Annotated in this window: 13 protein-coding genes; 8 read left to right on the forward strand and 5 right to left on the reverse strand. The window is 65.2% G+C overall.

What is annotated here, in order from left to right:
* Nucleotides 1-9 precede the first annotated feature (9 nt).
* Complete coding sequence (locus QCM77_RS25435; protein ID WP_279685349.1) at nt 10-1,242, forward strand: NAD(P)/FAD-dependent oxidoreductase; 1,233 nt, start codon at nt 10-12, stop codon at nt 1,240-1,242.
* 6 nt (nt 1,243-1,248) lie between these two features.
* Nucleotides 1,249-1,584, forward strand: coding sequence for a hypothetical protein (locus QCM77_RS25440; RefSeq protein WP_279685350.1), 336 nt, complete (start codon nt 1,249-1,251; stop codon nt 1,582-1,584).
* Between the two features lie 282 nt (nt 1,585-1,866).
* Here the strand turns inward: QCM77_RS25440 and QCM77_RS25445 are convergent, their stop codons facing one another.
* Nucleotides 1,867-2,151 (reverse strand): tetratricopeptide repeat protein, encoded by a 285-nt coding sequence (locus QCM77_RS25445; protein ID WP_279685352.1) that lies wholly within the window; start codon nt 2,149-2,151, stop codon nt 1,867-1,869.
* 49 nt (nt 2,152-2,200) lie between these two features.
* Nucleotides 2,201-3,037 carry a helix-turn-helix transcriptional regulator gene (locus tag QCM77_RS25450; protein WP_279667856.1) on the reverse strand — a complete coding sequence of 279 codons (837 nt, stop codon included), beginning with the start codon at nt 3,035-3,037 and terminating at the stop codon, nt 2,201-2,203.
* Nucleotides 3,038-3,128: 91 nt separating this feature from the next.
* On the opposite strand from QCM77_RS25450, the gene QCM77_RS25455 reads away from it, so the two are divergent.
* Complete coding sequence (locus QCM77_RS25455; protein ID WP_279685353.1) at nt 3,129-4,007, forward strand: SDR family oxidoreductase; 879 nt, start codon at nt 3,129-3,131, stop codon at nt 4,005-4,007.
* A gap of 28 nt (nt 4,008-4,035) precedes the next feature.
* Here the strand turns inward: QCM77_RS25455 and QCM77_RS25460 are convergent, their stop codons facing one another.
* The 3 genes from QCM77_RS25460 to QCM77_RS25470 all read right to left on the reverse strand — a co-directional run bounded on the left by QCM77_RS25460 (nt 4,036) and on the right by QCM77_RS25470 (nt 7,287).
* The gene (locus QCM77_RS25460) at nt 4,036-5,370 is read right to left on the reverse strand and encodes a dicarboxylate/amino acid:cation symporter (RefSeq protein ID WP_279685355.1); all 1,335 of its coding nucleotides are present in this window, start codon (nt 5,368-5,370) and stop codon (nt 4,036-4,038) included.
* Between the two features lie 84 nt (nt 5,371-5,454).
* Entirely contained in the window at nt 5,455-6,009 is a 555-nt protein-coding gene (locus tag QCM77_RS25465; RefSeq protein WP_279685387.1) for a biotin transporter BioY, read from the reverse strand.
* Between the two features lie 90 nt (nt 6,010-6,099).
* Nucleotides 6,100-7,287 carry a pyridoxal phosphate-dependent aminotransferase gene (locus QCM77_RS25470; RefSeq protein WP_279685356.1) on the reverse strand — a complete coding sequence of 396 codons (1,188 nt, stop codon included), beginning with the start codon at nt 7,285-7,287 and terminating at the stop codon, nt 6,100-6,102.
* Nucleotides 7,288-7,508: 221 nt separating this feature from the next.
* On the opposite strand from QCM77_RS25470, the gene QCM77_RS25475 reads away from it, so the two are divergent.
* The 5 genes from QCM77_RS25475 to accB all read left to right on the forward strand — a co-directional run bounded on the left by QCM77_RS25475 (nt 7,509) and on the right by accB (nt 12,066).
* Entirely contained in the window at nt 7,509-8,912 is a 1,404-nt protein-coding gene (locus QCM77_RS25475) for a M48 family metalloprotease (protein ID WP_279685358.1), read from the forward strand.
* A 114-nt stretch (nt 8,913-9,026) separates the two neighbouring features.
* Nucleotides 9,027-9,794 carry a DsbA family protein gene (locus QCM77_RS25480; protein WP_279685359.1) on the forward strand — a complete coding sequence of 256 codons (768 nt, stop codon included), beginning with the start codon at nt 9,027-9,029 and terminating at the stop codon, nt 9,792-9,794.
* Between the two features lie 211 nt (nt 9,795-10,005).
* Nucleotides 10,006-10,812: a DUF1236 domain-containing protein gene (locus tag QCM77_RS25485; RefSeq protein WP_279685361.1), complete on the forward strand. Its 807-nt coding sequence runs from the start codon at nt 10,006-10,008 to the stop codon at nt 10,810-10,812.
* A 257-nt stretch (nt 10,813-11,069) separates the two neighbouring features.
* Complete coding sequence (aroQ, locus tag QCM77_RS25490; protein ID WP_018646964.1) at nt 11,070-11,537, forward strand: type II 3-dehydroquinate dehydratase; 468 nt, start codon at nt 11,070-11,072, stop codon at nt 11,535-11,537.
* Nucleotides 11,538-11,574: 37 nt separating this feature from the next.
* The gene (gene accB / locus QCM77_RS25495) at nt 11,575-12,066 is read left to right on the forward strand and encodes an acetyl-CoA carboxylase biotin carboxyl carrier protein (protein ID WP_279685363.1); all 492 of its coding nucleotides are present in this window, start codon (nt 11,575-11,577) and stop codon (nt 12,064-12,066) included.
* Nucleotides 12,067-12,070: the final 4 nt, after the last annotated feature.

The following is a 12,070-nucleotide window of genomic DNA, read 5'->3' on the forward strand; positions in this document are numbered from 1 at the left end:
CTTCCCCCGATGCAAAGCGCGATCGTACTCGGCGGCGGCATGATCGGCGTCAGCGCTGCGCTGCACCTCCAGCAGCGCGGCTGGTCCGTCACGCTCATCGACCGCAGGGAGCCGGGCCGCGAGACCAGCTACGGCAATGCCGGGATGATCCAGGCGGAAGCGGTCCGCCCCTATCCGATGCCGCGCGACATCGCCACGCTCCTGAAGATCGCGACCGGCCGCACCAACGACGTGCGTTACAGCCTGTCGTCGCTGCATCTCCATATCGAGCCCCTGCTCCGCTATTGGTGGCATTCGGCGCCGAAGCGGCATCGCGAGGCGATCGACGCCTGGGCGCGACTGATCGCCTACGCGACGGCGGAGCACGACATCCTCATTCGCGAAGCCCATGCCGACAATCTGATCCGCCGCGCGGGATACCGGCATCTGCATCGCGACGCAGCTTCGTTCGATCTCGCCGTCAAGGCGGCGGAAGAAGATCAGCGCGAATTCGGCGTGAGGTTTCGGGCGCTCTCGGGCGCCGAGCTCGCCAAGGCCGAACCGATCCTGCGCGACGATCTGCCCGGCGCGGTCCATTGGCTCGACACCTGGACCGTGTCCGATCCCGGCGCGCTGGTCACGGCCTATGCCGATCTGTTCGAGCGCCTCGGCGGCACCATTGTGCTTGGCGATGCCCAGACCTTGCAGCAGACCGCGACCGGCTGGTCGGTCGAGACCGACCTTGGACGCATCGACGCCGCCCACGCCGTCGTGACGCTCGGGCCGTGGTCGCCCGATCTCCTGCACAAATTCGGTTATCGCATTCCGCTGGTGCGCAAGCGCGGCTATCACATGCATTACAGCGGCGGCGCGTCGCTCGATCTGCCGCTGGTCGACAAGGCCGGCGGCTACGCCATGGGTCCGATGGCGAAGGGCATCCGCATCACCACCGGCGCGGAGTTGACCGGCCTGGACGCGCTTGCAACGCCCGTGCAGCTCGCCAGCGCCGAAGCCTCCGCGCGCGAGCTGATCGACCTCGGCAGGCGCGTCGAGCCCGACCCATGGTTCGGCACCCGCCCCTGCACGCCCGACATGCTGCCGGTGCTCGGCCCTGCCCCGCGCCATCCCGGCCTCTGGATGAATTTTGGCCACGGCCACCAGGGCTTTACGCTCGGCCCCGCGACGGGACGCCTGCTCGCCGAGATGATGAGCGGCGAGACGCCCACGATCGATCCGACGCCGTACCGGCCGGAGCGGTTCTAGCCCATAGTGGTGGGCATTCTGAACTTCGATGGCGGTCGACACTCGATGGCCAAGCCGGGCGATGCCTGCGGCCCCGATCGTCTCGTCGGTACGGTGGAAGCGCTTGGCCGCACCACCCGCGTGCCCGCGCTCTGGCTGTACGCCGAAAATGATCAATCATATGGCCCCGAGCTGGCGCATCAGATGCTCGCCGCATACACGGCCGGCGGCGCGCCAGCGCGATTGCACATCCTGCCGCCTTTTGGAACAGACGGCCATGACCTCATCATAAGGGACGTGGCGGACACCTGGCTTCCTACCGTCGAGCCATTCCTTGCCGAGCTTAAACTGCGACCGCGGTAACGATCAGTCTGCCGGAGCCTGCCGCGCTTCCACCACCGGCGGATCTTTCGTCCGACTGCCAGAGGGCGCTTTCCGTCTACCTGGCCATTCGCAGCGACACCAAGGCATTTGCCATCGATGACAAGGGAGGTTGCGGCCTCGCTTCCGCCAGCCGGACTGTCACGGAAGCGCGCGACAAGTCCATCGCGGAATGCCAAAGCAACAGCGCCGGCACAGCGTGCCATGTGTATGCGGTCGGCCAGCGCGCTACCGAAAATTGAGCACCGCAATATGCAGTGCAAATCACTGCTCGCCCTTCACAGCCAACGCATCGCCGAACGTGACGAGCGCCGGCGCGTGATCGGGATCGACGCTGAAGATGCGGCCGAGCAGCGTGGCGCCGTCAGCCGCGCGGCCGGCGACGAATGCAGCGACAGCGGCCAGATGTAGCGCCGGGACGTGATCCGGATCGGCTTTCAGAACCGCCGCGCAGAGTGCATCCGCCTGGTCCGGACGCCCCGCCGCAAAGTGCTCCGCCGCTTGCGACACAATCGGATTCACAGCCGCATTGCCCACGATACCACCCATCCCTTCGAGGTCCGAGATGCGGGTTAAACGCGCGAGCTCGAGAAATCCGTCAGTCGGCGTGCCCGGCGAGCAGCCTTTTGATCCGCTCGGCATCTTCAGGCGTCGCCGGATTGTAGACGATCATGCTGAGATCGGAGCGGCCCTCGACATTGAAGCTCGAATATTCGAACGACATCGTGCCGTGAACGGGGTGCCGCAGCCGCTTGGTGCCGTCGCCATGATGGCGCACGTCGTTGTCGCGCCAGAGCGCCGCGAATTCCGGACTGGTGCGGCAGAGCTCATCGACGAAATCGGCGACATGCGAGACTGCGCCTGCGCGCGCGGCGTCGGCCCTGAAGGCGGCCACGACGAACCGCGCCACGCTGTCCCAGTCCTGATTGGCGGCGCGCACCCTGGGATCGCAGAAGATGAAGCGCAGGATGTTGCGCTGTCCCGGCGGGATCGCGCCGTAGTCGGTCAGCACCACGCTTGCGGCACGATTCCAGGCGACGACGTCCCAGGTCGCGGTCCGCACCAGGGCCGGGCTGACTTCGAGTGCATCGAGCACGCGCTGCAGCCGCGGCGAGACGCCTTCGTTCGCCCGATAGCGCACCTCAGGCGGGCGGCCGAGACCGATCAGGAACAGGTGCTCGCGCTCGACATCAGTCAGCATCAGCGCACGCGCGATGCGGTCGAGCACGTCGGCCGACGGCGCGCCGCCGCGGCCCTGCTCCAGCCATGTGTACCAGGTCGGGCTGATATTGGCGCGCTGCGCCACCTCCTCGCGGCGCAGCCCGGGCGTACGCCTGCGGCTGCCGGCGAAACCGAACGCCGCGGCATCGAGCCGGGTGCGGCGGTCTTTGAGGTAGGTCCCCAGGAGGTTCTCAGCTGTCGCGCTCTCGCTCATCCTGTTAGCTATTATACCCCGATAATATCACTACTTTACCCGGATAACCCTAGCGCAGATGGTTGTCTCCACCAACCCCTGGAGATGACTCATGCGTGTTTTCGTCACCGGCGCCACCGGCTTCGTCGGCTCCGCCGTCGTTTTGGACCTCATTGCCGCCGGCCACCGCGTTACCGGCCTTGCCCGCAGCGATGCCGGCGCAGCCGCCCTCGCCGCGATGGGCGCCGAGGTCCATCGCGGCTCCCTGGAGGATCATGCGTCCTTGCGCGGCGGCGCGGCCGCAGCGGACGGCGTCCTGCACCTCGGCTTCAACCACGACTTCTCCAAATTCCTGGACAATTGCGAACTCGACCGCCGTGCGATCCTCGCGATCGGCGAAGAACTCAAGGGATCCGACCGCCCTCTCATCGTCACGTCAGGCGTGGCGCTGCTCGCGCCCGGGCGCCTTGCAACCGAGGAGGATGAATCGGCGCACCGCTTTCCGCGCGTGTCTGAATCGGCCGCGCTGTCGCTGGCCGGCGTCCGCGCAGCCGTGGTTCGTCTCCCGCCGTCCACGCATGGCGAGGGCGATCATGGCTTCGTTCCGATCCTGATCAACCTCGCGCGCGAAAAAGGCGTGGCTGCCTATGTCGGCGACGGCAGCAACCGCTGGCCGGCCGCGCATCGTTTTGATGCCGCGCGTGTCTACCGGCTGGCGCTGGAGCAAGGCGCAACCACAAAGCGCTATCACGCGATCGCCGAGGAAGGCGTGCCGTTCAAGGCGATTGCGGAGGTGATCGGCCGAAGGCTCGGCGTGCCCGTGGTTTCGAAGTCGCCGGAGGAAGCGCCCGCGCATTTCGGCTGGTTCGCGCAATTCGCGGGCGTCGATGTCCCGACTTCGAGCGCCAAGACCCGCGCCCTGCTGGGCTGGGTGCCGCAAGAAAAAGGGCTGATCGAGGATCTCGACCAGCCCTGTTATTTCAAGACCTGACGGCGCGCCGTCGGTGACAGCTTGCAGATCAGTCCGTCGTGACCGCCGTCTCCATGTCGGTCGGATCGATCTGCCTGGCGAGGTTGGCGTTGAGCTTGTCGCGATCGAGTTCGCCCTCCCACCAGGCAACGATCACGCAGGCCACGCCGTTGCCGCACAGATTGGTCAGCGCGCGGCACTCGCTCATGAACTTGTCGATGCCGAGCACGATCGCCATGCCCGGCACGAGGCGCGGATCGACCACGGCGAGCGTCGCCGCCAGCGTGATGAAGCCAGCACCTGTGATGCCGGAAGCGCCCTTCGAGGTCAGCATCGCCACCACCAGGATGGTGAGTTGCTGGCCGAAGGTGAGATCGAAGCCGAGCGCCTGCGCGATGAACAGCGTTGCCAGCGTCATGTAGATGTTGGTGCCGTCGAGATTGAACGAATAGCCCGTGGGCACCACGAGGCCGACCACCGACTTGGAGCAGCCGAGGCGCTCGAGCTTTTCCATCAGGGACGGCAACGCGCTTTCCGAGGACGAGGTGCCGAGCACAATCAGCAGCTCGTCCTTGATGTAGGCGAGGAACTTGAAGATGGAGAAGCCGGCGACGCGCGCGATGATTCCGAGCACGACGAACACGAACAGCGCCGCGGTAACGTAGAACGTCGCGATCAGGCCGACCAGGTTGAGGATCGCGCCGGTGCCGAACTTGCCGATGGTGTAGGCCATCGCGCCGAAGGCGCCGATCGGCGCCGCGCGCATCACGATGGAGATGACTCCGAACACGGCATGCGCGGCGTCGTCGATGAAGCTGCGGATGGTGTGGCCGCGCTCGCCGAGCCCCATGACGGCGAAGCCGAACAGCACCGAGAACAGCAGCACCTGCAGGATCTCGCCTTGCGCGAAGGCGCCGACGACGGTGTCCGGAATGATGTGCAGCACGAAGTCGACCGACTTCTGGCCTTCGGCCTGCTTGGCGTAGTTGGCGACGGCCTGCGCGTTGGCGGCGGCGCTGCCGAAGCCCGCACCCGGCTTCACCAGATTGCCGATGATAAGGCCAATCACCAGCGCGAAGGTCGAGACGATCTCGAAATAGACCAGCGCCTTGACGCCGATGCGACCGACCTTCTTGGCGTCCTGGATATGGGCGATGCCCGAGACCACGGTGCAGAAGATGATCGGCGCGATCACCATCTTGATCAGCTTGATGAAGCCGTCGCCGAGCGCCTTGATCCATTCGTTGGTGGCGATTGACGGCCAGAGCCAGCCGACGATGGCGCCGAGCACGATCGCGATCAGCACCTGGACGTAGAGTACTTTATACCACGGCTTGGCAGCGGTCGGCGCGACCGGCGCCCCCGCCATCGTTGTCGTTGTCATTGTTTCACTCCCCCTCAAAACGCCGGGTCAGCCAAGATCAACTTGGCCGGCCCTGTCAATTGGAACTGCTCGTTATTGCGCGTTTTATCCGCGATCGACGATCCGGCGCGCAGCCGGCATCAACGTCGCGCCAAGCGCGTTCTTGACCAGCGAGGCCGCGATGAACGGCATCAGGCCGACCTGCCATGCCTTGGACATGCCAAGACCGATGCCGAAGGCCAGCCAGCCGAACCCGGCGGCCAGAATGACGATGTGGCCGACGGCCATTGCCGCAAACAGCAGCACCACGCTGCGATCCCAGCCGCGCTCGGCGAGCCAGCCGGTGACGAAGGCGGCGCCAATGAAGCCGAACAGATAGCCCGCGGTCGGGCCAACCAGCGGTGCAATTCCACCGACCGGGCCGGCGAACACCGGCAGGCCCATCGCGCCCTCGGCGAGGTAGGCGATCATGGTTGCGCTGCCAAGGCGCCAGCCATAGGCGGCGCCGATCATCAGCACGACCAGCGTCTGCAATGTCATGGGGACGTAAGGCAGCGGCAGGTTCACCTTGGCTGACAGCGCCATCAAGGCGGTGCCGAGCACAATCAGCACCAAGGCGCGCAAGGCGCCGACGGTTTCACCCGGCCGGATCGGCCACATCAATGCGGCGAGAAGAGAATGCGGCGCGGCGGCGGACGGGAGGGAAGGGTCAGACAAAGTTGAACTCCGGAGGCTATCGAAAACTGGCGGCTATTTAAGCCAGTGGGCGATCCGGTCAACTGCCTCCTGCATCTCCCCTGCCGAACGCGCATAAGAGAGCCGTATGAATGAACGACCATGAATGGGATCGAAGTCGAGGCCCGGGGTCGCCGCGACGTGGGCCTGCTCCAGCATCTGTTTGGCGAACTCGAAACTGTCGGGGGTGAAGTCCGACACGTCGGCATAGAGATAGAAGGCGCCATCGGCCGGCAGAAACCTGGTCAGGCCGGCCTTGGGCAATCCCTCGATCAGGATGCGCCGGTTTTCCTGATAGCCGTGCTTGATCTCCTCCATCTCGGCCGCCCCGTCAAAGGCGGCCTCTGCCGCGATCTGCGACAGCGACGGCACCGAGATCGACAGGTTCTGCTGGAGCCGCTCGATCGGCCGCACCAGAAGCTCGGGCACGACCATCCAGCCGACGCGCCAGCCCGTCATGCAGAAATACTTCGAGAACGAGTTGATCACGAGGGCGTGGTCCGACAGCGCCGCCGCCGTCACCGCGGGAAACGCGTAGTCGAGCCCGTGATAGATCTCGTCCGAGATGAAGCGGATGCCAGCGTCTTCCGCTGCCGCAATGAGGCCAGCGAGCGCCTCGCGGGACATCATCGTCCCGGTCGGATTGGCGGGGCTGCCGACCAGCACACCCTTCAGCGGCGCCTTGCGATGGGCGGCCAGCAGCGCCTCGCCGGTCAGCGCATGGCGCGTCTCGTTCGTGGTCTCGATCAGCACCGGCTCGCAGCCGAGCGCGGTGAGGATATGACGGTACGGCGGATAACCGGGCACCGTCACGGCGACGCGGTCGCCCGGCTCGAACATCGCCAGGAAAGCCAGAATGAACCCGCCGGAGGAGCCGGTGGTCACCACGACCCGCTCGGGGCTGACGTCACAGCCATAGGCATCGCGATAATGCCGCGCGATGCGCTCGCGCAGGCTGGGGATGCCGAGTGCGGAGGTATAATCGATCCGCCCTGCCCCGAGCGCCGCATGGGCGGCCGCAATCGCGGTCGTCGGCGCGCCGGCAGCGGGCTGGCCGACCTCCATGTGGATGACATGGCCCCCGGCCGCCTCGATTCGGGCCGCCGCGGCCATCACGTCCATCACCATGAACGGGGGAACATCGCTGCGGCGGGAGGGCTCGAGCCACTGCCCCAACCGGTTCCTCAATATCGCATCGTGCATCGATTTCTGCTATTTCGCTGGCGGACCGGTCCGTCCGGTCCGGGAAACGGGGCGCTTGCGCCCCAGACTGGCCGCATTGTACGGCTCATAAGGGGTACGGCTCATAAGGGCATATCGCGTATCCGGTCCGCCGCCAATCGCCAAAACCAATCACGAAACTGCTTGACCAAAACTGCTTGACCAAAACTGCTTGACCAAGACCGTTTGACCCAGACCGCTTGATGTTGCTCCAGATCGCATTGCGCAAGAAGGCCACCGCCCTCACCGCCCTCGTCGCGGCGGCTGCGATCGCGCTGACGCCGTTCTCGGCCGCGCATGCGCAGGCCAAGGGGCCGCCGGTGCTGCGCGACACCGAGACCGAGCAACTGCTGCGCGAATACACGCGCCCGATCCTGCGCGCCGCCGGTCTCGAAAAGCAGAACATCCAGATGGTGATCGTCAACGAGGGCTCGTTCAACGCGTTCGTCGCCGACGGCCGCCGCATCTTCGTCAATTACGGCGCGATCCTCCAGTCGGAGACGCCGAACCAGATCATCGGCGTGCTCGCGCACGAGACCGGGCATCTGGCCGGCGGCCATCTGTCCAAGCTGCGCGAGCAGCTCGCCAACGCCCAGACCCAGATGATCATCGCGATGCTGCTCGGCGCCGGTGCGATCGCGGTGGGCAGCACCCGCGGCAGCAGCAGCGCCGGCAACAACGGCCTTGCCAATGCTGGAGCTGCCGCCATCGCCGGCCCGCAGGAGATGATCCGCCGCACGCTCCTGTCCTATCAGCGTCAGCAGGAGGAGAACGCCGACCGCGCCGGCGTGAAATTCCTGACTGCGACCCAGCAGTCGCCGAAGGGCATGTACGAGACGTTCAAGCGCTTCACCAGCGAGAGCCTGTTCGCCGCGCGCGGCGCCGATCCCTATCTCCAGTCGCACCCGATGCCCGCCGAGCGCGTCGCTGCACTCCAGGAGTTCGCCAGCGCCAGCCCCTATTGGGACAAGAAGGACGATCCGGCGCTCCAGCTCCGCCATGATATGGTGCGCGCCAAGATATCCGCCTTCATGGAGCGGCCGGAGACGGTGTACCGCCGCTATCCCCTGACCAACGACAGCATGCCGGCGCGCTATGCCCGCGCCATCAGCACCTATCTGCACGGGGATTTGCGCAGTGCGCTCGCCCAGATCGACGCGCTGATTCAGGTCCAGCCCAACAATGCGTATTTTTACGAGGTGCGCGGCCAGGCCCTGCTGGAGGGCGGCAAGCCGGCCGAGGCGATCCCTGCCCTGCGCAAGGCTGTCGCACTTTCGAACAACGCCCCCCTCATCGAGATGTTACTTGGGCAGGCGCTGGTTGGGTCCGATAATAAGGCCTACACCGACGACGCCGTTCGGATTCTCCGCGCCGCGGTGGCACGGGAACCGGAGGCCGCTCTCGGCTACATGCAGCTCGCGATGGCCTATGGCCGGAAGGGAGACTATGCCGAGGCAGATCTGGCGTCGGCACAGGCCGCTTATCTGCGCGGTGACAACAAGACCGCCCGCGAGCTTGCGACGCGCGCGAAAACCCGTTTCGCCGTCGGCACGCCCGGATGGGTCAAGGCCGACGACATCGTGGCGTCAAAACCGTCGCGCAACTAATTGGACCAGGACGACGCCTTACACCAGGACGACGCCTTACGCCACGACGTCACGACACCTAGCTTAAGTCCGCCGGACGTTTCCGAAACCTGCTTTGGATAAGAGGATTTGCCTATGCCTTCGCTGCGCCTGCTTGCTCCCGCGCTGTTTGCGCTCGCCATGTTCGGCGCAGCCGCGCCTGCGTCGGCCGACAGCTTCTCCGATGCCCAGCGCACCGACATCGAGGCGATCATCAAGAACTATCTCGTCACCCATCCCGAGGTGCTCGAGGAAGCGATGACCGAGCTCACCAAGCGCCAGGCCGCGGCCGAGACGCAGAAGCACGAGGCCAGCATCGCGCAGAATTCCGATGCGATCTTCAACTCGCCGCGCCAGGTCGTGCTCGGCAACAAGGACGGCGACGTCACCTTCGTCGAGTTCTTCGACTACAATTGCGGCTACTGCAAACGCGCAATGGGCGACATGCTCGACCTCATGAAGGCGGATCCGAAGCTGAAGGTCGTGCTGAAGGAGTTTCCGGTGCTGAGCCAGGGCTCGGTCGAAGCCGCGCAGGTCGCGGTCGCCGTGCGCATGCAGGATCCCTCCGGCAAGAAGTACCTCGACTTCCACCAGAAGCTGCTCGGCGGTCGTGGCGCGGCCGACAAGGCGCGCGCGCTTCAGGCGGCCAAGGAAGCCGGCCTCGACACCGCGAAGATCGAGAAGGACCTCGCCAGCCCCGAGGTGCGCGCCACCATCGAGGAGAACTTCAAGCTCGCCGAAGCGATGGGCATGAACGGCACGCCGAGCTACGTGATCGGCAAGCAGGTCGTGATCGGCGCCGTCGGCGTCGAAGGCCTCAAGGAAAAGATCGGCGTTGCCCGCTGCGGCAAGGCGACTTGCTGATCAAGGCGACTTGCTGATCACGTCTACAACTCACGCCTGCAACGAGGCCGGCTGAAAAGCCGGCCTTTTTATTGCGCCGAAATCTGGCGCGCGCATTCATCTGGCATTCAACAAACAAAAGCCTCGGAACCACCGGAGTTCCGGAACAACTCAAATCTCCTTTCGTTGTCGGCGCGGGCAATGACGCAAGTGAACACGTGAGGAGAATCCCATGTCTAACCGCTTTATGATCTCGGTCGCCGCACTCGCGCTCGTCGCGGGCACCGGTCTGGCGAACGCACAGGGCACCATGAACCGCGACAGCGGAGGCGGCGCCGGTGGTGCGCAGATGCAGCAATCGCAACCTTCCGGCGGCGCTGCCGAGCGCGGCTCGATGGGCCGCGAATCCACCCATGAGAAGGGCACCGTTGGTCAGGCCGGCGGCGCCATGAAGCCCGGCGGAGCCGCCGAGGAGAAGTCGTCTGGCGCAATGGAGAAATCCGGTGCGACGGAAAAGTCCGGCGCGATGCACAAGAACGCGGCTGACGAGAAGGCTGGCGCTGCGAAGGGTGAGCATGCCCAGGGCGCGCAAGACAAATCCGCGCAAGACAAATCCGCGCAAGACAAGTCGAAAAGCACGATGGACAAGTCCCAGATGGACAAGTCCAAGAGCACGGAGACTGACACCAAGAGCGGCAACATGAACGCCCAGACCAAGGGCGCAGACAGCAAGGCTGCCGACACCAAGTCTCAGACCACGACCGGCGCTGCCTCCGCGACCGCTTCTGCGCCGCCTCCCGAGAAGCGAAGCCAGATCTCAACCGCGATCAAGTCGACCAAGATCGAAGAGACCACGAACGTCAACTTCAACATCTCGGTCGGCGCGGCGGTCCCGCCGAACGTCCGATTCCATCCGCTGCCGCCCCAGATCGTGGAAATCTATCCGGAATGGCGTGGCTATGATGTGATCTTCGTACACGGCCAGTACATCATCGTCCGTCCTCAGACGCGCGAGATCGTGTACATCATCGAAGGCTAAGCTGCTTCGCTGCAGCCCGAAATGAGCCCCTGCCGAGAGATCGGCAGGGGCTTTCGGTCTATTGGGTCGCTTCCCCGCGCCCTCCGTCCGGTAGCCATGCTTCGGACTGGTTAACAAGCAATTTCCGTAGCTTCCGCACAGGTTTTTGCACCCCGGATGAGGTATCTGAAGCCACCTGGGAAGTCCTTCAAGGCTTCCCCTCACGCGCTTTGTTACCTATAACCCCGCCACGCCGAAGCACCTCTTGCGGGATTGGAATGGCCGAACCAGCAACCGACACGATCCTCGTTCTCAACGGGCCGAACCTCAACATGTTGGGGACGCGCGAACCCGAGAAGTACGGCCATGCGACGCTGGCCGACGTCGAGGCGCTGTGCCGGGAGACGGCGGCGACGTTCGGTCTCAAGGCCGACTGCCGGCAGTCCAACCGCGAAGGCGAGCTGATCGACTTCATCCACGAGGCACACGCCCGCAAGATGAAGGGCATCATCATCAATGCCGGCGGCTATTCGCACACCTCGATCGCGCTGCACGACGCGCTGCTCGCGGTGCAGATCCCGACGGTCGAAGTGCACGTGACCAACATCCACGCCCGCGAGAGTTTCCGTCACCACTCCTACACCGCGCGCGCGGCCTTCGCCTCGCTCTGCGGTTTCGGCATCGAGGGCTACCGCCTCGCCATCCAGGGCCTTGCCGCCAAGCTCGGCATCAAGCCCAAGGCCTGACGCTCCCTCTTCACACAGAACATTCGGATCAGACAACATGGCGCGCCAGCCAGACGACAAAGCAGCCGCAAAGTTTTCCAGCGAGGATTCCGCGCTCGTCCGCGAGCTCGCTTTGCTGCTCGATGAAACCAGCCTCACCGAGATCGAGATCGAACGTTCCGGTCTGCGCCTGCGCGTCGCCCGCAACATCAGCGTCGCCGCGACCATGCCGATGCAGATGGCAGCCGCCCCCGCCGCCCTGCAGGCGGCCGCAGCAGCTGCCGCCGCGCCAGCCGCTGCCGACCTGTCGAAGCATCCCGGCGCACTGACCTCGCCGATGGTCGGCACCGCCTATTGGGCGCCGGAGCCCGGCGCCAAGCCGTTCATCGAGGTCGGCAGCAAGGTCTCGGTCGGTCAGACGCTGCTGATCATCGAAGCCATGAAAACCATGAACCAGATCCCCTCGCCGCGCGCCGGCACGGTGACGCAGATCCTGGTCGAGGACGGCCAGCCGGTCGAGTACGGCGAGCCGCTCGTTATCATTGAGTGACGGA

The sequence above is a fragment of the Bradyrhizobium nivariense genome (assembly GCF_029846695.2).
Classification (GTDB): Bacteria; Pseudomonadota; Alphaproteobacteria; order Rhizobiales; family Xanthobacteraceae; genus Bradyrhizobium.

Excerpts from the sequence above, each read along its gene's own strand:
- QCM77_RS25435 (WP_279685349.1), top strand. The coding sequence starts at position 10 with ATGCAAAGCGCGATCGTACTCGGCGGCGGCATGATCGGCGTCAGCGCT.
- QCM77_RS25445 (WP_279685352.1), bottom strand. The coding sequence starts at position 2,151 with ATGGGTGGTATCGTGGGCAATGCGGCTGTGAATCCGATTGTGTCGCAA.
- QCM77_RS25450 (WP_279667856.1), bottom strand. The coding sequence starts at position 3,037 with ATGAGCGAGAGCGCGACAGCTGAGAACCTCCTGGGGACCTACCTCAAA.
- QCM77_RS25455 (WP_279685353.1), top strand. The coding sequence starts at position 3,129 with ATGCGTGTTTTCGTCACCGGCGCCACCGGCTTCGTCGGCTCCGCCGTC.
- QCM77_RS25460 (WP_279685355.1), bottom strand. The coding sequence starts at position 5,370 with ATGACAACGACAACGATGGCGGGGGCGCCGGTCGCGCCGACCGCTGCC.
- QCM77_RS25465 (WP_279685387.1), bottom strand. The coding sequence starts at position 6,009 with ATGTGGCCGATCCGGCCGGGTGAAACCGTCGGCGCCTTGCGCGCCTTG.
- QCM77_RS25470 (WP_279685356.1), bottom strand. The coding sequence starts at position 7,287 with ATGCACGATGCGATATTGAGGAACCGGTTGGGGCAGTGGCTCGAGCCC.
- QCM77_RS25475 (WP_279685358.1), top strand. The coding sequence starts at position 7,509 with ATGTTGCTCCAGATCGCATTGCGCAAGAAGGCCACCGCCCTCACCGCC.
- QCM77_RS25480 (WP_279685359.1), top strand. The coding sequence starts at position 9,027 with ATGCCTTCGCTGCGCCTGCTTGCTCCCGCGCTGTTTGCGCTCGCCATG.
- QCM77_RS25485 (WP_279685361.1), top strand. The coding sequence starts at position 10,006 with ATGTCTAACCGCTTTATGATCTCGGTCGCCGCACTCGCGCTCGTCGCG.
- aroQ (WP_018646964.1), top strand. The coding sequence starts at position 11,070 with ATGGCCGAACCAGCAACCGACACGATCCTCGTTCTCAACGGGCCGAAC.
- accB (WP_279685363.1), top strand. The coding sequence starts at position 11,575 with ATGGCGCGCCAGCCAGACGACAAAGCAGCCGCAAAGTTTTCCAGCGAG.